Source organism: Nocardioides dokdonensis FR1436, assembly GCF_001653335.1.
GTDB lineage: Bacteria > Actinomycetota > Actinomycetes > Propionibacteriales > Nocardioidaceae > Nocardioides > Nocardioides dokdonensis.
In genome coordinates, this window is the sequence record NZ_CP015079.1 from 3237018 (window position 1) to 3256787 (window position 19770).

Genomic DNA, 19770 nt, shown 5'->3' on the forward strand with positions numbered 1-19770 from the left:
GAGGAGGAACTGACGTGGCGGTGCGAGCGATCCGGGGAGCGACCCAGCTCGAGGAGGACTCCCGCGACCACATGCTCGAGCGGGTGGCCGAGATGGTGACCGACGTGATGGAGTCCAACGGGCTCGAGGTCGACGACTTCATCTCGGTGATCTTCACCGCCACCTCCGACCTGGTCGCGGAGTTCCCGGCGTACGCCGCGCGGCGACTCGGCTTCGGCGAGGTGCCGCTGATCTGCGCCCGCGAGCTCGAGATCGACCGGTCGATGCCCCGCGTGGTGCGGATGATGGCGCACGTCGAGACGGACCTGCCGCGCGCCGAGATCACCCACAGCTACCTCCACGGCGCCGCGGCGCTGCGCAGCGACCTGACCCGCGTCCGCTCGGTGCCCGACGTCGATGAGTGAGCCCGCCCGGCTGGTCGGGCCCGTCGAGGTCATCGGCACCGGCCTGGTCGGCACCTCGGTGGCGCTGGCCTGCCGCCGCGCCGGGCTCGAGGTGCTCCTCAGCGACCGCAACGACGAGCACGTGCGCACCGCGTCCGGCCTGGGCGCCGGACGCGCCCGCCGGCCTGAGGACCGGCCGCAGCTCGTCGTGGTGGCCGTGCCGCCCGACGCCCTGGGCGACACCATCAACGCAGCCCTGACCGCCTCGGACGCGGTCGTCACCGATGTCGGCAGCATCAAGGCCCGACCGCTGGCCCAGGTGCTCGCCGACCCCGGGGCCGCCGCGCGGGCCGAGCGCTACGTCGGCAGCCACCCGATGGCCGGCAGCGAGCTGTCCGGCCCGCTCTCCGCGACCCCGATGCTGTTCGAGGGCCGGCCCTGGGCGATCACCCCTCACCCGGGCTCCGACGTGGCCGCCGTGGAGCTGGTCGAGGACCTGGTGCGCCTCGCGGGCGCCGTCCCGGCGTGGCTGACGCCGCAGGAGCACGACAAGGCGGTGGCGCGGATCTCGCACGTGCCGCACCTGGTCTCCTCCCTGGTGGCCGGCCGCCTGGCCGGCGCCCCGTCGAACCACCTGTCGCTGTCGGGCCAGGGCGTGCGCGACGTGACCCGGGTCGCGGCCGGCGACCCCCGGTTGTACGGCCAGATCGTCGCCGGCAACGCCGCCGCCGTCGGGGAGCTGCTCTCCGAGCTGCGCGCCGACCTGGACGCGATGATCGAGGCCATCGCCGACGACGCGCGCGAGGACCTCGAGGACCTGCTCGGCCGCGGTGTCACCGGCACCCGCGCCATCCCGGGCAAGCACGGTGCGCCGGCGACGGCCACCGTCTCGGTCTTCGTCACCGTGCCCGACCACCCCGGCGAGCTGGCCCGCCTGCTGGCCGACGCGGTCGCCAGCGAGGTCAACGTCGAGGACATCCGCATCGACCACGACACCAGCCGGCCCACCGGTCTGGTCGAGCTGGTCGTCGACCAGCGCAGTGGCGAGCGGCTGGTCGTGTCGCTGGAATCCCGCGGCTGGGTGACGCACCGGTAGGCTGCGGGCCCGTGATCACCAAGGCCTCCGACCCCGACCCGACACGCGACACCGGCATCGTGGTGGCCGTGGACGGCACCTCGGGCTCCGGCAAGTCGAGCACGTGCCGTGCGGTCGCCTCCCGGCTGGGACTGCGCTACCTCGACACGGGCGCGATGTACCGCGCGATGACGTGGTGGATCCTGGAGCAGGGCATCGACGTCCACGAGGCGAGCACGGTCGCCGCGCGCAGCGGCGAGCCCCAGATCGTCTCGGGCACCGACCCCTCCGGGCCCACCATCCACGTCGACGGCCGCGACGTGGGCGTCGAGATCCGCTCCGACCGCGTGACCGGCGCGGTCTCGCCGGTCTCGACCGTGCCCGAGGTGCGCGCCCGGCTGGTCGACCTGCAGCGCGCCGAGATCGCGGCTGGTCTCCAGGGTGCCGGGATCGTCGTCGAGGGCCGTGACATCGGCTCCGTGGTCGCCCCCGAGGCGCCCGTCAAGCTCTACCTGACCGCCGACCCGGCCGCCCGGGCCGCACGCCGCGCCGCCGAGGAGGGTGGCAGCGACGTCGCAGCCACCGAGCAGTCGTTGCGCAGCCGCGACGCCATCGACTCCGGTCGGGCGGTCTCGCCGCTGACCATGGCCGAGGGTGCGGTGCACCTGGACACCACGTCGTACACGCTGGAGGAGGTCGTGGACCAGGTCGTCGCCCTGGTGGAGGCGCAGGAGGCGGCCACGTGAGCGGGACGCACCTCCCGCAGGTGCGCTCCGGGCACGCCGACCTGCCGCGGACCGAGCACGTCGCCCATCCGCACCGCCTGATGCTGCGCAGCCTGCGCCCGGTCTCGCGCTGGCTGCTGCGGCGCCGCTACCGGGTGCAGGTGCTGGGGGCGGCGAACGTCCCTGCCCGCGGCCCGGTGGTCTTCGCGGCCAACCACGCCGGGGTCATCGACGGGCCGATGCTGGCGATCTACGCCCCGCGTCCGGTGCACGCGCTGACCAAGGTCGAGATGTTCTCCGGGCGGCTGGGCACCTTGCTGCGCTGGGCGGGCCAGGTGCCGCTGGACCGGTTCCGCACCGACGTGGCCGCCGCGCGCAGCTGTGTGCGGGTGCTGCGCGACGACGGCGCCATCGGGATCTTCCCCGAGGGCCACCGCGGCGGGGGTGACCTGCAACGCTTCCACCGGGGGGCGGCGTACTTCTCGTTGGTCGCGGGTGCGACCGTGGTGCCCGTGTCGTTCCTCGGCACCCGGGAGCCGGGTGGGAGCAGCAGCTCGCTCCCGCGACGCGGCGCCCGCCTGCACGTCGTCTTCGGACAGCCGATCGGGATCGACGCGGCGCCGTTCCCGCGGTCCAAGGAACAAGTGGAGGCCACGTCGTTGTTGTTGTGGCAGCACATGGTGCGCGAGCTGGACGCCGCCAAGGCCCGCACCGGCTGTGAGCTCCCGGGCCCCCTGCCCGCCGGAGAACTCGAACCCGACCCCGCCACCGGGGTCACCGATCTAGGAGCACCATGACCGAGCACGCCGACGGCACCCCCACCGACGGGCCTGTCGTCGACGGCCCCCTGCCGGTGCTGGCCATCATCGGCCGACCCAACGTGGGCAAGTCGACGCTGGTGAACCGCTTCATCGGCCGCCGCGAGGCGGTCGTCGAGGACGTCCCCGGCGTCACCCGCGACCGGGTGTCCTACGACGCCCACTGGAACGGTCGCGCCTTCACCGTGGTCGACACCGGTGGATGGGACCCGGACGCCCGAGGCCTGGCCGAGCGGATCGCCGCACAGGCCGAGATCGCCATCTCGCTGGCCGACGCCGTGCTGTTCGTCGTCGACGCAGCGGTGGGCATCACCGACGCCGACGAGGCCGTGGTGCGGATCCTGCGCAAGTCCGGCAAGCCGGTCGTGCTCGCCGCCAACAAGGTCGACGACGAGCGGACCGAGGCTCAGGCCTACGGACTGTGGAACCTCGGCCTCGGCGAGCCGTTCCCGGTCTCCGCGCTGCACGGCCGCGGCTCCGGTGACCTGCTCGACGCGGTGCTCGCCGCGCTGCCCGAGCCGCCTCCCGAGCGCGACGCCGAGGTCGGCGGCCCGCGCCGCATCGCGATCGTCGGCAAGCCCAACGTGGGCAAGTCGTCGCTGCTCAACCGGCTGGCGGGGGAGGAGCGGGTGGTCGTCGACAACGTCGCCGGCACCACCGTCGACCCCGTCGACGAGCTCGTCACCCTGGGCGGTCGCACCTGGCGCTTCATCGACACCGCGGGCATCCGCAAGCGGGTCAAGGCCGCCTCGGGGCACGAGTACTACGCCTCGCTGCGCACCTCGATCGCCATCGACCGCGCCGAGGTGGCGGTGCTGGTGGTCGACGCCGACCTGTCCATCTCCGAGCAGGACGTGCGCATCCTGCAGACCGTGCGTGAGGCCGGCCGGGCGCTGGTCATCGCGTTCAACAAGTGGGACCTGGTCGACGAGGAGCGCCGCTACTACCTGGAGCGCGAGATCGAGCGCGAGCTCGTGCAGGTGCAGTGGGCGCCGCGGATCAACGTCACCGCCCGCACCGGCTGGCACGTGGACCGCCTGGTTCCCGCCCTGGACAAGGCCCTGGAGGGCTGGCAGACCCGGATCACCACCGGTCAGCTCAACTCCTTCCTCGGTCGGCTCGTCGCCGAGCACCCGCACCCGGTGCGCAGCGGCAAGCAGCCGAAGATCCTCTTCGCCACCCAGCCCTCGACGGCGCCGCCGACCTTCGTGCTGTTCACCTCCGGCAAGCTCGACGACGGCTACGAGCGCTACATCGAGCGTCGTCTGCGCGAGGAGTTCGGCTTCGTGGGCACCCCGATCGTCATCAACCAGCGGGTCCGCGAGAAGCGCAAGCGCTGAGCCCGGCGCGAGCCGGGGTGCCGATGTCGGGCCCCGGCCGGCGCTGTTGTACTGTTCACGCGTCGTGAGGCGCTGCACCGCAGCGGCTCGGGCAGTTCGGGCTGTGGCGCAGCTTGGTAGCGCACTTGACTGGGGGTCAAGGGGTCGCAGGTTCAAATCCTGTCAGCCCGACCAGAAAACCGCCTCTGACCTGCGGAAACGCGGGTCAGAGGCGGTTTCGGTTTTGACGTGGATCCTCAGAATGGTCGTTTACTAGTCGTAAACGCTTTCGGGGCCTACGAATCCGAGCTCGCGTCGTCGCTCTCAGCGAGCCGCTCGAGAAGCTTGGAGAGGTCGGCCGAGACCGGCGGCTTGGCGATGTAGTGGTCCCGAGTGACCTGGCTCGAGGAGTGGCCGAGCTGGCGCGAGGCGAGCTCTGACGTTGTGGCCTCCGAGATCAGCGTCGCCACCGTCTTGCGGAACGTGTGGGGGGTCACCCACTCAAAGCCGGTGTCCTTGCGGATCTGCCGCCACCGCCGCTCGATGTTGACGACCTGATGCCACGTGCCGTTGCGGGTGGCGAAGACGGCGTCGTTCTCGTTGGGTGTCGCGAACTCCCGGCGCACGCGGAGCAGCTCGGCTGCGAACCGGGGCAGCACCACGGTTCGCCGGCTGGCGTCCGACTTCGGCGTGGGCTTGCGATATGTGCCCTTTCCGGTCTCGGTCTTGATCGTGCCCGACACCGTGAGGATGGGCAGATCGCCATCGAGGTCCAGGTCGCTCCACCGTAAGGCGAGGACCTCGCCGACGCGGCAACCGGTGGCGAGCATCAGGTCGATGATGTCGGCCATGTCGCCGGTGGCCTTGGGGCCGGAGCGGTCTGCGTTGACCCACCGGCGTACGGCAGCGCGGATCTCAACCAGGTCCTCGACCCGAAGCGCCTTGGTCTCCTGCTTCGGTCGGTGAACCCGGCTCGTCCCGCGGGCCGGGTTCGTCGGGATCGCGTCGTGCCGCACCGCGAGGTCGAGCATGGCCCCGAGGACGACCTTGGCCTTGCGTTGCCGGTTCACGCTCTGATCGCGCAACCTCAGCAGGAGCCGGTCCAGCCGACCCGTGGTGGCCTCGCGGAGCTTCAGTCCACCAACGCTGGGCAGCACCAGGTTGTCCAGCACCCGGCGGTACTCGTTGATGGTGGTCTGCTCGATTCGTCCTTCCGCCTCGAGACCAGTGATCCATGTGTCGGCGAGGTCGATCAGCCGGGTCTCTGCCGTGAGGAGCTCACCTGCTGGCGCGGTGCGCGTGCCCAGGACGTCTCGCAGGGCTCGCTCCGCAGCGGCCTTGCTCGGACCAGTCGCGGTGACGCGGCGAGTCTTGCCGTCGGAGTCACGGAACCGGGTCAGGGCTCGATAGCTGCCGTCGCGGATCTTCTCGGTGGTGATGGTCCCCCAGGTGCCGAGGGGGAGTGGTGGCCTGGCCATGGCCTACTCGCCCTCTGCGGGCTCGAGGTGCTCGACGATCCAGGCGTCGAGGTCCGCGCGGCGGTAGCGCAGGCAACCGCCCATCTTCACGGCGCGTGGTCCGAACCCGACCCGGCGTGTCCGCCAGGTGTAGAGCGTCGCCTTCGGGATGGCGAGGTAGGCCGCAGCCTCGTCGATGGTGAGGATCATGCTCTCTTGGCTGGTGCCGACGGTGGTACTCATCGTGTGCTCCTTCGTGGCCACGAGAACAGGTTTGCCCTCGTGACTGAAGGTGTGCGGCCCACACCGCGCGGACTGTGGAGAATTGACCCCTAATCGACCTTCTGGAGCGGTCGCAGGTGCCACGCGGACCAGCGGTGTCCACGGGACCGACCGGCGAGGCGCTCGCGGACACCTCTGCTGCTGCGGGGCGTGGGTTGTCGGGTTGCGATCGAGCTTGCTGTGTTTTGCGCTCTTAGCCAGAGGTCGCAGGTTCAAATCCTGCCCCCGCTACCAAATTCAGGCTCGGAATCTACGGATTCCGAGCCTGAAAGCATTTAGAGATTTGATCAAGTGTCCACTTACGGTCCAGAAACCCGGGCCAGGAACCTGCTGCGAGGCTGACCAGCCCGCGGGTTACCGGGCCGGCACGGTTGGTGCTGGCGAGCGCGGACGTCACTGCTCACCTGACGAGCATGGAGACCACCACAACCACGCTGAGCGGCCTGGAGCCGCTCCTGAGCATCGAGGAACTCTCGGAGTACCTCCACGTGCCCGTCAGAACGCTCTACGACTGGCGCCTCACCGGCAAGGGGCCCTGCGCTGTCCATGTCGGCCGCCAACTCCGCTACTTCGTCAGCGACGTTCACGCGTGGCTTGCCAGCCAGCGGGAGCGCGAGCCGGGGCACTCGCCCGAGGGAGCGTGATGGCTCATGGCTAGGCCACGGACCCCGATCGGAACCTTCGGCGACATCTCCTACGTCAAGGCGAGCGGTGGCCAGTTCCGAGCCCGTACACGTTTCCGCGATGACGACGGCAAGGTCCGGCGAGTCTCCGCGACTGGCACAACCAAGCGGGAGGCCGAGCGCAACCTCAAGAAGATCGTCGCAGACCGCTCCTCCTACCGGTCGGCTGGCGAACTGACAGGTGACAGCACATTCACGAGGCTCGTCGATGTCTGGCTGGCAGATCTCGACCTTGAGGCAAAGGTGGCGCCGAGCACCCGAGCGCTCTACGAGCGCAACATGCGCCAGCTGGTCATGCCCGTGTTCGAGGGCTACACCCTGCGCGAGATCAACGTGAGCAAGGTTGACCAGTTCATCAAGAGGCTCGCTTCGGCGAAAAGCTACAGCATGGCCAAGCAGGCCAGAACGGTGCTCAGCCTCGCCTTTGGACTGGCGGTCCGCTACGACGCCATTCAGAAGAACCCCGTGCGCGACACAGCGCGGCTCCGCAAGCCGCCGTCGCAGGCGATGGCGCTGACCGTAGGACAGGTCGACGCTATCCGCGCCGCCATCCGTAGTTGGCGACGCGGCCCCGGCTTCGCCGGTCCGCCGCCAGACGGGCAGCTGGAGCAGATCATCGAGGTCATGTTGGGCACCTCCGCCCGGATCGGGGAGGTTCTCGCCATTCGCAAGTGCGACGTCGACGTAACGGGTGCGCCAGCCACGATCCGAATTTCCGGGACGATCGTTTCGCCGGCTGGGAAGCCGACGCGTCGGCAACCCCATCCGAAGACGTTGAAGTCGACCAGGACGGTCTCGGTCCCATCGTTCACGGCTGCGGTCCTGCGCGATCGACTTGTGAAGATCGCGTCCGAGGATCCTGAGCACCTGATCTTCTTCAGCCGCAACGGGACGCCGCTGACGACGAACAACATCCGGCGGCGGCTTCGGGCGGTCCTGGACGAGGCCGGCATTGTGGGCGTGACGCCGCACTCCTTCCGGCGAACGGTCGCCACTGTGATCGATCGCGCGGGCGGGGCTGACCTCGCGGCCGAGCTGCTGGGTCACACCTCGTCGAAGATCACCAAGGAGCACTACATCCAGCCCGATGAGGCGGTAGACCCGGTGACGGCGGAGATCCTCGAATCGCTGGCGCCGAAGCGATCGGAGGGTGGTGAGCTGTGAGTGCCGGTACGCCGATGCGCTCGGTGGGACCCTCCGTGTCGAGGTCCAGGTCGGCGACGAGACGTACCAGATCGCCTGATCACATCGCTGGGCCGGACTGCGCCCGGCGCGGCTCAGGTCTGTGTACGAGGGCTGCTGCCAGCTCGACTCGACTCGCAGCAGCCCTTTTCGGTGCCCGTGGTGTCTCGGCCTGGGGGCGCAGTTCATCGCGCACCAGTTCGAGGAGTTCCTGGCATACGTCGGCGGTCATGGGCACGTAGCGCTGTCGCGTCGGCTTCACGAGGCCAGCTGCGTCCTTGTCGACACGAGGGAAGGGCACACGAGCGAAGTAGATCCGCTCTCGGGCGCCTTGTTGGATCACCTGGGTGATGCGCTCGTCGATCTCGCGCCCGAGTTGGGCGAGGTGACGAAGGGGCCCGGAGTCGGCGACATCTGTTCCGGCCTGAACGGCGCGGGTGACCTGCTCGATCCGACTCGCGGCGAGGGCTGCTTCGCCGGCGGCGGGGCCGCCGTTGCCGATCATCCCGCCGATGTCTTTGGTCGCGTGGATGAGGCGAAGGTACGTCGAGGAGCGGTCGGTCCACTCGGACGAAGCACGTGGGTCGAGAGTGGCGGCATCGCGGGAGACGATGCGCTGGGAGTCGAGGAGGAGGCGCAAGCTTCGGGCGTCGGGAAACTCGTCGAGGTGGACAAGCACGTTGTGCTGCGCCTGGAGGACGCCGATAAGTCCGGGCAGTCCAGGTCCCTCGACGAGTGTGCGTCGGGGTTGCCACCCGCGGAGGTCGATCGTGTAGTCGGGCTCGTCATACCCGGCGAAGGTCGCGCACGTCTCGGCCGCGCGAGCAAGCCAGCCTGCCTCCTTGAGCGGCTTCCAGCCAGGGATGTGGGCGTAGCGGCGGTCGAGTCCGACGAGACCGCGGGCCACGTCGCAGGCGTCCTTGAGCAAGGTCATGCACTGCACCTGGGAGAGCCGGCCGTATCCGAGTCCGGCGTCGAAGTCATGTTCTCCGAGCGTTGCGGCTCGCGCGACCTGTCGCCAAGACTCGACCATCGCGAACGGCTGCTCGATGGTCAGTTCGTCGAGCCCTGGAAGCCCGCTCGAGTGGGCGATCGCCACGTCGAGCCGGTAGCGCAGCTCTTCGGCCGGGCCGCGGGTCCGGGTGCTGGTCCCTAGGAGGTTCATCCGCGGGTTCGCGGCGCGCACCGCCTGAACGCACCACACGAGCGCTGAATGGCGGTACCGGCCGATCTGCTCTCCAAGGAGGCGACGTTCCTCGACGGAGGTGGTCTCCGGGATGCTGTGGCTTCCGGCGCCGCCGAGGCGTTGTTGGACGCGGTGCTGGCGCAGGAGTGTGCTGAGTTCGGCGCGCAGGTGGCCGCCGTTCTCGGCGTACATCAGGGGATGTCTTTCGCCCTGGCCGCGTCGAGCATGTCGAGGAGGAGTTCGACTTGGAGTGCGTCGACGCCGTGCGTCACGAGGTCTTCGATGGCCCGCTCGGCGATCCCGTAGAGGATGTCGGCGGCCTCGTCGTAGACGTCGCTGATGCCGGGGATGTAGTCGCCATGGATGACGTCGAGGTGGAGCAGGACCCGCTCGTACTCGGCAGATGCCTCGTCGTTGTACGCGCGCCTCGCGAGCGCTGCGAGGTGCGAGCGGGCCTCGGCGAGTGTGATCGCGTGGGAGAGCAACATGGATGGTTCCTTTCGGTCGGGATCGGAGTCCCGCTTGATGACTCCACTGCGGGGACGACCTACGGACGCCGCTTGCGTGGAGTTCTGTGGACGGCGCATGACGGCGCCGCGGTTGGGGATCAGCCAGCCCGGCCGGCGCGCGCCCGGTCCTCGATCCGGCGTCGGGCGGCGATGTCTTCGACGACGAACTCGACGAAGTCGGCACCGCGGTCCTCGATGACGACCTCGACCCCGGATGGCTGGGCGTCTTCGCCTGGCCAGGTCGTCTGTCGCGTAGGCCGGTCGCGATCGAGGCGGGTCCCGCAGGTGGCCACCCATTCGCGCAGTCTCTGGCGGGCGTCGGCGAAGTCGCGGTGCCACATGATCGGCGCTGACGGTGACCCGTCGGGGTCGTAGGAGTTCAGCCAGTGCAGGTGCAGGGCTGAGAGCTCCCAGATCAGCTCGTCGTGGCGGTGCCAGTACGGCGGGATCACGGTTGGCGCCAGCCCGTAGGTCGAGCGGAGCCAGTCCACCCACGCGTTGAGGTCCAGCCACTCGGCCTCAGCCTCTTCGCTGGACAGCAGGTTCCAGTTCAGCGGTCGGAGCGGCTCGACTGGTTCGTCGTGTCCGGAGTATTCGGCGGAGCCGTTGAACATCGGGTGGATGCTCGCGTCGTAGTCGGGGTCGAGCAGTGATTCCTGTTGGCCGTCGACGGTCGGCATGACCCGTGCCCCTCAGAGGCCGACGACGCGCGGCGGCTCACTCGCCCCGGTCAAGTGGTCGGCCGGCGGGTCGGGCTGGTTCGCCGGCGTCCGGTCCACCGAGTAGCGGGTCCAGGTCGTGTCGTGGCCGATGTGCTTGGCAACGAACTGCTCCCGCTGCACGGTCTGCTCGTTCCAAGTTTTCTCGTACTCGGTGATGTAGCCCGACGCGACGAACTGGTCGCCCACCCGGAATCGGGCGTAGGCGCGCTTGGCGGACGCGCCGTACATCACGAGGTTGTGGAACGTCGGGTCGAGCTTGGTGAACGACCCGTCGGCCTCCTTGCGCCAGTGCTCTACGCCGACGCGGGCGAAGAACCGGGCGTCCTTGCTGTCGGGCTTGCTCAGCTCGGGTGCGGTAGCGATGAAGCCGTGGAGGCTCAAATCGGTCGGGATGGTCATTGCTGACTCCTGCGATCTCACGGAGCCTCGGATGGCGTCCGCTCTCAGAAATCAGGTGTCTGCGACAGGCCGCGACGGGGACGGTGTCTTGCTAACCTCAGGGTGTCCCTTCGGCTCCATGGACCTACAAATGCGGGTGAGCCGGGCGCATCAGCGCATACCGCCAACGTGTCGTTCGTCGTTAGAGGCGAGGCGCCACTCCATTCAGGTATTTCTGTTGGAGGGCGCCGTGTGCACCAAGATTCCGTACGCCAATCGCTGGCTCGCGCGTCGAGTATTGAAGAAGCTGCAAGAGCAGGGACGACCTGTGCAGTCGATCCATCCGTGCTTTGCGGGCCACCGAGGGGCATGGCACGTGACAAGTCAGAAGCAGCGCCAGTGGTGACAGCGCCACGGCGTTCGGTCACCTGCGTCGGAGTGCCGCCTCGATGGCGCTCCGGTCGACACGCATCTCCTCGGCGTCGCCGCGTTCGGTCCAAGGGCGTAGATCGGTCACAACAGGCGGCGCACTGCGGAGCAAGACCAGTGCTGTTCCGAAGGGCAGCGTGCGGATGGCCTCGGGGGGCATGACGGGCACGCGGCGCATCGAGCGTTGGAGAGACCGCGAGCCGTAGTCGCCGACAGAGATGGTGTCCGTTCGCTCGTCGCGTTCGCCGATGAGCGCCGAGAGGTCCTGGAGGTCACGTGCGGCCGATGTGCCGCCGAGCACGACCTTGACGATGGACGCATCCCAGATGGCGCCCGCAGCGTGGTCGCCCCACTTGTCGCGTGCCTGTGAGAGGGATTGCAACACGGGCATTGTGGTGATGCCGGTGCCACCACCTTCGGCCATTAGGACCGGCATGGATGGCAGTGGTGACAGGTTCCCGATCTCGTCCAGCGCCATCAACAGTGGCGGATCGAGCCGGGCGCCTGGCGAGGCCGCGGCGAGGTGACGCGCGGTCTCGACGAGGTCTTCGATGAATGCCGCGACCAGTGACCAGGAGGCGCCAGCGCCGGCACCGGTCGCGAGCAAGTACAGGGTGCCGTTGTTGGTCAGGAAGCTCGCGGGGTCAAACTCTTCGCCCGGCCCCGGCGAGACCGCGTCGAGGACACGCGGGTCTGCCAGGCAGGACAGCGCAAGGGAAACGCCCATCCAGATCGAGTCTCTGGTCCGCGGGTCCGAGTGGATCATCGACTCAAGCGAGTCAGCCCAGCCCGGTGCGGCGTGAGGGTCACTACTCAGGATGGCCACTGCGTCGGCGGCTGCCGACGGCGAGAGCGTCCAACCGAATAGCTCAGCTGGGCTACGCCGGTCGAGAGCGGCGGCGTGCAGCAACGACTGAAGTGCAGTGCGGGTCTTGCCCTCCCAGAAGCCGCCCGACTCGACCCCACCCGTGGACAAGCCAGTGGCTGACGCGAGGCCGGTTGCTCGGATCATCGCCGTCAGCGGGTCTTCGCAGCCGCGCACAGGTGACCACCGCAGACCGGACGGGAGGCCATCCGCCAGGCGCTGGGGGTCGAAGACCGCCACCGGCCCGCGACGGCTGCGAGCCGTGATCGTCGCCGCGATGTTGTCCGGCCGGGTCGCAGTGGTGATTACCGCGCCCGGCGCGTCGAGGATGGCGTTGATGACCATGTGTAGGCCCTTGCCTGAGCGAGGCGGTCCAAGCACGAGAATCGAGTCTTCGACGGAGGCCCACACCTCAGTGCCGCGAGCTCGGCCAAGGAGGTAGCCGACGTCTGGTGCGTCGGGATGGTCGAGGGACGGGCGGAGTGTTCGGCCACGTGCCAGGAGGGACCTCCTGGAAGCGGTCACTCGAACATCACGGGACGTGGCGATGCCTGAAAGCCGGCGCGGGTCACGTGTGGTGTGTTCGCGCCAGCCGATGACTCGACGCCAGACGATGAGCGCCGCGCAGACGACGCCAGCGAGCATCAAGGCGACCACGAGCCAGTAGAGCCACGGGGACATGCCTGGCGCGCCCAGCGCCGTGCCGGGGTGATCGGGATCGGCGAGGACGCGTAGACCAGAGGCCCAGCCGTAGGTGGGTTGGTCCTTGCTGGTGGCCCATGCAGTGATAGTGCCGGCGAGCCGCAGGGCCGCAGAGAGGCAGCCAAGCGCTGCGATTCCGAAGAGCCCGAGGTTGACCAGGTCGTTGTCGACGGATTGCCCGCGTGGGTTCATTCGCCCACGACCCTGACGGTTCCCGAGGTTCGGCCCAGCAGTACGACGTTGCCCCGGTGAGTTGCCAGCAGGGCGGGCGGGAGGCGGTTCTCCAGCGAGTCCGCGCCGTGGCGGTGCTGGCCGAGTATGACCGCCACAGAAACCTCTTCGTCGGGGAGGAACCCGTTCGTCGCGGTCGCTGACGGGACCTGGTCGGCTGCCCGCTGCTCATTGGCTTGACCACGGGGAGTGACGATGTCCGTGTAAGTGTTGCCGTCGCCCTCGTGGACTTCGACCCGCACCGGCGCGCCGAGATCGTCGGCTATGGACTTCACGATCGCCGCAAGGTCACGGCGAGTCGCTGCACCGTCAGGCGTGTAGGGCTCGCGGTCGAGGCGGATGTCGAGGTAGCCGTCGTCGGTCACGACCACCTCGACCAGCGGCATCAGCACCGGCACCTTGAGGGTGCCGTGGTCATCACGTCGGTACGGCGCCGTGTTGTTGAGCATGGTCAGCGCCCGAGGACATCGACGTGGGTTCGAGTTGGTCCCGTGACTGACTGTGGGGGCCGCTGCGTGCTCAGGGTGTCGCGGTCCAGGCCCGGCGGATTGCCGTCGCTGACCTTTGTGGTCGGGAGGTTGTCGAGGATCGTCAGCGACGCCGCTCGGACGCGATCGGCGGTTGCTTGGACGACCTCCATAGGCGACTTCCCGGGTACATCGCTGGCCCAGGTCGAGACGTAGGGAACCGTGTACGTCGTGGTGTCGAGCCCGTGCGCGGCACCGACCATGAGCGCGATCGACTCCGCCTCGACTTCGGCGATGCCGCGGTGCATCGCGGCGTCGATGTTGTCGGGCCCGTGGAGCATCACGTGGCCGAGTTCGTGAGCCAGCGTCTTGACCTGCGCTGCGTCATCCATGTCCATCCGGACCGAGACCTCGTGGGTGAGGTAGTCGGTGAGTCCGTTCGCACCGCCGATGGACCGTGCGTTCGACACCAAACGCAGCTCGAACCCGCGAGCCACGATCTGGTCCGCGAGTCCGTCCCAGAGACCCTCGGGGGCCTCGCCTTCGAGCAGCTGCGGACGTGGCGGTTCGGGAACCGGCTCGCCATCGGTCTGTGAGATGTCCCAGACGTGCGCGGGCTTGAGCCCGATCATCCGTGAGCGAACTGACTCGCTCCACTGCGGCTTCTCGCCTCGACCGAGACGTCGCCACGAATCGGGGTTCTCCGGCGTCGTCGAGGCGAACCGTGCCGTCACGGGCGCGAGGATCGCGTACCCGCCCTGCCCCTTCATGACATGGCGGTTCAGGCTCAGCCACTGCTTGAAGCCGGCGACGTACGTCGGGACCGGACCGGGCACGCGGCCTTCCTGGTACGCCGCGTTGTGCTGGCTGAAGATCAAGAGGGTGTTGTTGAAGGAGCGCGACCGGAATCGGGCAGCGAACTCCAGTGCTCGACGCCAGTCATCGCCGGTGACGAGTGCGCCCACTGCATCGGTGAGCTTCTGATGCAGCGCGTCGATCTTCGCCTCGCGTGCCTCCAGGTCGCGGGTCTGTGTCCTCATAGCTCGCCTCCGCCTCGGATGACTGGTCAGATAGGAGGTGCATCGGCTCGGCCGCAAACTCGGTTGCCGTTCTCGTGCGACAAGTTCGCCTGGCTGGGAGACTCTTGTGCGTGGCCAAGGGCGGAATCTCGTGCGGCGTCTGTGGGCATAAGCAACCTGCGACCGTTGACGGCTGGGCTGTGCCGCATATCAACAAGAAAACGGGTGCTCCGTGCGGGAGCGAGTCCGACCGAGACGCCGCGGAAAGGCAGCCGGCCGGGGGCTCGCCACGGCAGCCGCGCGTTCGAAAGAAGCGGTCAGCCAAGTTGGTTGTGCCCAAGAAACGCCCGAAGACCAAGACGCTTCAGGACTACTGCCCGAAGTGCCACGTCTTTGTCATCATCACGAAGGTCGGCGGCAGTCTGACCATGGCGGAACACAACACCAAGCGAAATGCGCGGTGTGGGATGAGCGGGAAGCCGTTCACCCGGCTGCGGCCGGAGAAGCGCGACGCCATGGAGTATCGAGTGTCAGGAAGCTTCGGTACGGGCAAGCGACGGTGAACTCATCCGGCCCGTTGTGTCGAACAATTCGAGCTCGGCCGGATGCAGTTGATGTTGGACTACGAACGAACGGTGCTTGATGCGCCACAGCCCCTGGCCGGTGCCAAGCGTCGGCAAGAGCGACTGCTCGGTCCCGGTCAATCCAAGGGCCGTCGCGGTCGAGCCGAGCTGGTCCGACTCCTGCCGGTAGACGATCCGAGTCTCCGCGTTCGCGAGTAGCGACGAGGCGAGCGCCCGCATCGCGCTGCCCTGGTCGCCGACGTTGTCGAGGTCGGAGAGCTTGTGGAAGATCAACATGTTGGCGATGCCGTAGTGCCGGGCAAGTCGCCAGTGGGCATCCATTCGGCGCAGCAGCGCGGGATGGGACATTAAGCGCCACGCCTCGTCATACACGACCCACCGTTGTCCACCTGCGGGGTCGAGGAGGGCGGACTCCATCCATGCCGAGGCGCAGGTCATCAGGACCGAGATCAGGGTGGCGTTCTCGGTGACTCGGGACAGGTCGAGGGAGACCATCGGCAGCGTCGCGTCGAAGCGCACCGTGCTGGGGCCGTCGAACAGTCCAGCCAGGTCGCCGGCTACCAGCCGTCGCAGCGCATGCCCGACAAGTCGCCCGTCCTCCGTCAGCCGACCGTCCGTGTCGGTCGAACGATCTGGGGCGAGGAGCCGCTCGACGACCATGGGTAGAACCGGCACGTCTGACGAGTGGACCGCGTCGGACAGTGCGACGTCGATCGCGGTGTGTTCCAGCGGACTCAGCCGGCGGTCGAGTACGGTCTCGGCCAGTGCTCCCAGCAGGTCGCGACGTCGAGCCGTGACCTGGGCGAGCCACTGGGCGTCATCGACCGACTCGGGGCGGTGGCCCTCGTCGAGGGGATTCAGACGGTTGGTCATCCCGTGCCCGAGGGCAATCGCCCGGCCGCCGACCGCTTCGGCGACTGCGGTGTGCTCGCCCTTTGGGTCGCCGGGCACGTACACGCGTCGACCGAAGGGAATGGAGCGTGTGTACAGGCTCTTCGCCAGCGCCGACTTTCCAGAGCCGACGATGCCGGCGAGCACGAGGTTGGGCGCGGTGATCAGGCCGCGGGCGTAGAGAACCCACGGGTCGTAGACGAACGAGCTGCCGCTGTAGAGATCCTGGCCGACGAAGACACCGTCGCTGCCCAGGCCGCCCTCGGCTAGGAATGGGTAGGCGCCTGCCAAGGTTGCGGAGGTGTCTTGGTGCCGAGGGATGCGCAGACGTCCCGGAGTCCTGAGCGCTGCCGGTCCATGGTCGCCGGACTTCGGCAAGACGACTGTTGCTTTCCGCTCGGCGGTGTTCGCATCGGACTTCGCGCGGGCTTCCGCCCGTCGGGTATCGCGGTCCTCGGTCATCCGGGACTTCGCGGCAGCGCGCCTCAGTCGACGGTCGTGCCTGCGCTCGCGCCGCGGAGAGACGAGCACGGCGCTGTGCAGGCGGCCGTCCTGCCAGCCGCTCACAGCCCGATCCTGTGATCAGCGGCGGGCGTCGTTGGCCGGGAGTGCTCTGGAAACTCGCGATGGTGAGCAAGCATGGCCTCGGCCTCGTGTGCGTTCGCGATGACGTCGCCGACCTGGCGGACCATTTCCCCTGCTCGATGAAGGTCCCACGACACCCGGTACGACGCTGACCGGGCCTTCGCGGACACCTCGGGCACCCACTCGCCCTTTCGCGGGCCACCGTCATGAAACGAAGCAATCTGGTGCAGCGACTGACTCATCGAGGCGACAGCCGATGCCAGGGAGCCGAGCACCGAGTAGATCTGGCGTGGGTCGTCGATGGATCGGGTCGCGTGGGCGAGGGCGCGGAGGGCGGTCTGCACTTCGTCGGCATCGGCCGCGGGGTTCTCGAAAGTAGGCATCGTGTGGCTCCTCAGTGGGCAGTTCGTCATTGAGGAGGTGGCGTGGAGCCCACGCGTCGGCGTCTGGCCGCGTTATAGGACTCCGTTTCGCCATATCCGTCGGACGTCTCTGGCAGGCTCGTTAGAGACGAATCGGGCGCGGGGAGAAGGGCTGGGTATGTGATCGGAGGTCGACAGGAGAACTCCTGGTCCCCGTCGATCTGGGCACGACATTTCGGCAGGGCCCCGTACTGGACCATCGGTGTCGCTGACCAGCACATCACGGTCATGACGCCGACTGGCGTCGTGAACATTCACGTCGCTGAGCGGGAGAAGCTTCGCTTCGAGCGCGGATCTGTTTGGGTGCGCATGTCGGCTCCTGAGCTCGGGGTTATCCAACCGCTGACAGGCCTCGCGAAACGGGCTGTCACGGAGTTCAACCACGCAGTGGCGCGTGAGTTCGCCGAGTACGAGTCGACGCTTGACCTCCAACCCTTTGTCGACGCGTTGGTTCGCTGGTGGTCCGCGTTCCAAAAGGCGACCCGGGATGCTTGGGCGAAGCGGCGGTGGCTCACCGAAGAGTTCATCGTCGAGTGGGACACGTCGCTCGGTCACGCGGTCTCGGGCACCGCCCTATCGATGAACCAGCGGCGGGCGCTCGCCGCACGGGTGAGCGGCGTCGAGGCGGAGGCCGTCAACGCCGCATTCGGCGACTGGAACGTCCGGTCACACGCAGCCGACCAGAACAACGCTCTCGTGAACCTTGAACTGATCGACGAACGCTCGTTCTTCGACAGGATCGAGAAGACGCCACTCACCGACGAGCAGGCCCGAGCCGTCATCTGCTTCGACAACAGGGTGCAGCTCGTCGCGGCCGCGGGTTCTGGGAAGACATCGACGATGGTTGCCAAGGCTGGATGGACGATCCGGAAGGCCCACGCCAGCGGCGACGAGATATTGCTGCTTGCGTTCAACAAGGCAGCTGCGGCGGAGCTCGGCGAACGATGCATTGCTCGGCTTGCCAACGCGGACATCCCGGCAACCGGCCTCCGCGCCACTACCTTCCACGCCTTTGGGTTACGTGTGATTGGTGAAGCGACTGGCGAAAAGCCCCGCCTTGCGCCGGGCCTCGACAAGAACAACGGAGTTGGGCTCTTGGCCGATGTCGTGCGAGCGCTGCGGCGTAGGTCGCCGGAGTTCGCAGCGCGCTGGTCGCTGTTCCAAAACGTCCTGGGTGTTCCCATGAGCGCCGAGGTAGATCCTGAGCCCGACGCGTGGGATCCGCAGAGGCGTCGAAGCGGCTACCGCGCGCTCAACCTCGACATCATGAAGAGTGCGGGCGAGCGAGCGATCGCGAACTGGCTCATCAAGTCCGGCGTCGAATTTGAGTACGAGCGTCCATACGAGATCAACCTCGCGGACGCGCAGCACTCGCAGTATCGACCCGACTTCTTCTATCCATCAACCGGCGTCTACCACGAGCACTGGGCTCTCGTGCCCGGCCAGGCGGAGCCTCCCGGATACGAGGGGTACCTCGAGTCCAGTGCCTGGAAGAAGCGAGTTCATCACGCCAACGGCACGACGTTGATCGAGACGGCCGCAAGGGACCTCGGCAGTGGCAGCCTGTTCGCGCAGTTGGAACATCAGCTCCGAACCACCGGCATCGAACCGGACTTCGACCCGGATCGGCCCGTCCCCGGAAGCCCACTCCTGACGGACCGGGAGATGCTCAATCTATTCCGGACGTTCCTGGCGCACGCGAAGAGCAATCGACTTGAACCAGCGCACCTCCGATCGCGCGTGTCCAAGGCGCGGAACGGCACTCCTGACCTTCGCGAGTCCCTGTTCCTCGATCTGTTTGATGACGTGCGCGAGGAGTGGGACTCCCGGCTTCGCGAGGCCAACGAAGTCGACTTCGAGGACATGTTGAATCAGGCGACCGATCTGGTCGAAGCAGGGAGGTGGATGTCCCCCTTCCGAGTCGTCCTCGTCGACGAGTTCCAGGACGCCAGCCACGCCCGAGCGCGGCTTGTGAAAGCACTGGTCAATCGACCTGCGCACTTCCTATTTGCTGTCGGAGACGACTGGCAGTCGATCTACCGGTTCGCGGGCTCTGACATCTCGGCGATGACAGAGTTTGAGGAAACCTTCGGGGCTGGCCACATGATGCGGCTGGAGCGGACTTTCCGAAGTTCCCAAGAGCTCAGCACGCTCGCCGGTGACTTCGTCATGAAGAACCCGAACCAGTTGACGAAGACGGTCCGTTCGGATCGCTCCCACCCGGCGCCGGTAGAACTCGCCGTGGTCGACACCGACGCCGGGGTCACCGACGCGATCGCCCAGAGGCTCAGTGAGCTATCTGCAGCGGTCTCCGAGGGGTCGAGCCTGTCGGTCAAGATCCTTGGCCGCTACCGCTACGAGGAAGAGCTTGTCCCGCGCACCCGATATCGCGGGCTCGACGTCACATTCCAAACAGTCCACTCATCGAAGGGACTCGAGGCGGACCACGTGATCATCCCGGGACTCAACCGCGGTGGATTTCCGAGCACCAAGGAAGACGACCCGCTTCTGCGCCTTGCGCTCCCGGAGGGCGATGACTTCCCGCACGCCGAAGAGCGGCGACTCTTCTACGTCGCGCTCACCCGAGCGCGGGACTCGGTGCTACTGATTGCCCGAAGCGGCCGCGAGTCGGAGTTCGTGACCGAGCTGATCAGCGATGGAGTGATATCCCTACTTGGCGACCACGAGGCAGGCGAGGCTCCCGAGAGGTGCCCGCAATGCGGCCGAGGGCTGATGGTCGTGCGGCAGGGGAAGTACGGACCGTTCCTGGCATGCAACCGCTTCCCGGCCTGCACGTCGAAGCGGTCAATCACCAGCTGACCGGCGCCGGGCCGTCCATGGCCAGACTTATAGGAG

General features: G+C 67.8%; 19 protein-coding genes and 1 tRNA gene. 9 read left to right on the forward strand and 11 right to left on the reverse strand.

What is annotated here, in order from left to right; genetic code table 11:
- Positions 1 to 14: 14 nt before the first annotated feature.
- From aroH to I601_RS15340, 6 genes are all read left to right on the forward strand, one after another.
- Entirely contained in the window at positions 15 to 404 is a 390-nt protein-coding gene (gene aroH, locus I601_RS15315; RefSeq protein WP_068111526.1) for a chorismate mutase, read from the forward strand.
- Positions 397 to 1479 carry a prephenate dehydrogenase gene (locus I601_RS15320; protein WP_068111529.1) on the forward strand — a complete coding sequence of 361 codons (1083 nt, stop codon included), beginning with the start codon at positions 397 to 399 and terminating at the stop codon, positions 1477 to 1479. Before aroH ends, I601_RS15320 begins: the two co-directional genes overlap by 8 nt.
- Positions 1480 to 1490: 11 nt before the next feature.
- Complete coding sequence (gene cmk, locus I601_RS15325) at positions 1491 to 2204, forward strand: (d)CMP kinase (protein ID WP_068111532.1); 714 nt, start codon at positions 1491 to 1493, stop codon at positions 2202 to 2204.
- On the forward strand, positions 2201 to 2980 hold the full coding sequence (locus I601_RS15330; protein ID WP_237089430.1) for a lysophospholipid acyltransferase family protein: 780 nt from the start codon (positions 2201 to 2203) through the stop codon (positions 2978 to 2980). The genes cmk and I601_RS15330 overlap by 4 nt, the downstream gene beginning before the upstream one ends.
- Positions 2977 to 4341 (forward strand): ribosome biogenesis GTPase Der, encoded by a 1365-nt coding sequence (gene der / locus I601_RS15335; protein ID WP_068111536.1) that lies wholly within the window; start codon positions 2977 to 2979, stop codon positions 4339 to 4341. Before I601_RS15330 ends, der begins: the two co-directional genes overlap by 4 nt.
- Positions 4342 to 4438: 97 nt before the next feature.
- Positions 4439 to 4515, forward strand: a tRNA-Pro gene (locus tag I601_RS15340).
- 101 nt (positions 4516 to 4616) lie between these two features.
- On the opposite strand, the gene I601_RS15345 is transcribed toward I601_RS15340, so the two are convergent.
- Positions 4617 to 5798: a tyrosine-type recombinase/integrase gene (locus I601_RS15345; RefSeq protein WP_068111538.1), complete on the reverse strand. Its 1182-nt coding sequence runs from the start codon at positions 5796 to 5798 to the stop codon at positions 4617 to 4619.
- 3 nt (positions 5799 to 5801) lie between these two features.
- Complete coding sequence (locus I601_RS15350; protein WP_068111540.1) at positions 5802 to 6020, reverse strand: helix-turn-helix transcriptional regulator; 219 nt, start codon at positions 6018 to 6020, stop codon at positions 5802 to 5804.
- Between the two features lie 452 nt (positions 6021 to 6472).
- Between I601_RS15350 and I601_RS15355 the strand changes: the two genes are divergently transcribed.
- Together I601_RS15355 and I601_RS15360 are read left to right on the forward strand one after the other, a co-directional pair.
- Positions 6473 to 6703: a helix-turn-helix transcriptional regulator gene (locus tag I601_RS15355; protein WP_068115040.1), complete on the forward strand. Its 231-nt coding sequence runs from the start codon at positions 6473 to 6475 to the stop codon at positions 6701 to 6703.
- A gap of 6 nt (positions 6704 to 6709) precedes the next feature.
- Positions 6710 to 7906, forward strand: coding sequence for a tyrosine-type recombinase/integrase (locus I601_RS15360; RefSeq protein ID WP_068111543.1), 1197 nt, complete (start codon positions 6710 to 6712; stop codon positions 7904 to 7906).
- 79 nt (positions 7907 to 7985) lie between these two features.
- On the opposite strand, the gene I601_RS15365 is transcribed toward I601_RS15360, so the two are convergent.
- The 9 genes from I601_RS15365 to I601_RS15405 form a co-directional block, all read right to left on the reverse strand.
- Positions 7986 to 9302, reverse strand: a complete 1317-nt coding sequence (locus I601_RS15365) for a hypothetical protein (protein WP_068111545.1) — start codon at positions 9300 to 9302, stop codon at positions 7986 to 7988.
- Positions 9302 to 9598 (reverse strand): hypothetical protein, encoded by a 297-nt coding sequence (locus I601_RS15370; protein ID WP_068111548.1) that lies wholly within the window; start codon positions 9596 to 9598, stop codon positions 9302 to 9304. The genes I601_RS15365 and I601_RS15370 overlap by 1 nt, the downstream gene beginning before the upstream one ends.
- 119 nt (positions 9599 to 9717) lie before the next feature.
- The gene (locus tag I601_RS15375; RefSeq protein WP_068115047.1) at positions 9718 to 10233 is read right to left on the reverse strand and encodes a hypothetical protein; all 516 of its coding nucleotides are present in this window, start codon (positions 10231 to 10233) and stop codon (positions 9718 to 9720) included.
- 78 nt (positions 10234 to 10311) lie between these two features.
- Positions 10312 to 10740, reverse strand: coding sequence for a single-stranded DNA-binding protein (locus tag I601_RS15380; RefSeq protein ID WP_068111550.1), 429 nt, complete (start codon positions 10738 to 10740; stop codon positions 10312 to 10314).
- A gap of 403 nt (positions 10741 to 11143) precedes the next feature.
- Entirely contained in the window at positions 11144 to 12907 is a 1764-nt protein-coding gene (locus I601_RS15385) for a type IV secretory system conjugative DNA transfer family protein (protein ID WP_068111552.1), read from the reverse strand.
- Positions 12904 to 13395, reverse strand: coding sequence for a hypothetical protein (locus tag I601_RS15390; RefSeq protein WP_068111555.1), 492 nt, complete (start codon positions 13393 to 13395; stop codon positions 12904 to 12906). Before I601_RS15390 ends, I601_RS15385 begins: the two co-directional genes overlap by 4 nt.
- 2 nt (positions 13396 to 13397) lie before the next feature.
- A complete protein-coding gene (locus I601_RS15395) occupies positions 13398 to 14453 on the reverse strand; it encodes an ArdC-like ssDNA-binding domain-containing protein (RefSeq protein ID WP_068111559.1) in 1056 nt (351 codons plus the stop codon).
- 509 nt (positions 14454 to 14962) lie between these two features.
- Positions 14963 to 16474 carry an ATP-binding protein gene (locus tag I601_RS15400; RefSeq protein ID WP_068111563.1) on the reverse strand — a complete coding sequence of 504 codons (1512 nt, stop codon included), beginning with the start codon at positions 16472 to 16474 and terminating at the stop codon, positions 14963 to 14965.
- Positions 16471 to 16875: a hypothetical protein gene (locus I601_RS15405; protein WP_068111565.1), complete on the reverse strand. Its 405-nt coding sequence runs from the start codon at positions 16873 to 16875 to the stop codon at positions 16471 to 16473. The genes I601_RS15400 and I601_RS15405 overlap by 4 nt, the downstream gene beginning before the upstream one ends.
- A 267-nt stretch (positions 16876 to 17142) precedes the next feature.
- Here I601_RS15405 and I601_RS15410 point away from each other — a divergent pair, with 267 nt between their 5' ends.
- A complete protein-coding gene (locus I601_RS15410; protein WP_068111568.1) occupies positions 17143 to 19734 on the forward strand; it encodes a UvrD-helicase domain-containing protein in 2592 nt (863 codons plus the stop codon).
- The last annotated feature ends 36 nt before the right edge of the window (positions 19735 to 19770 follow it).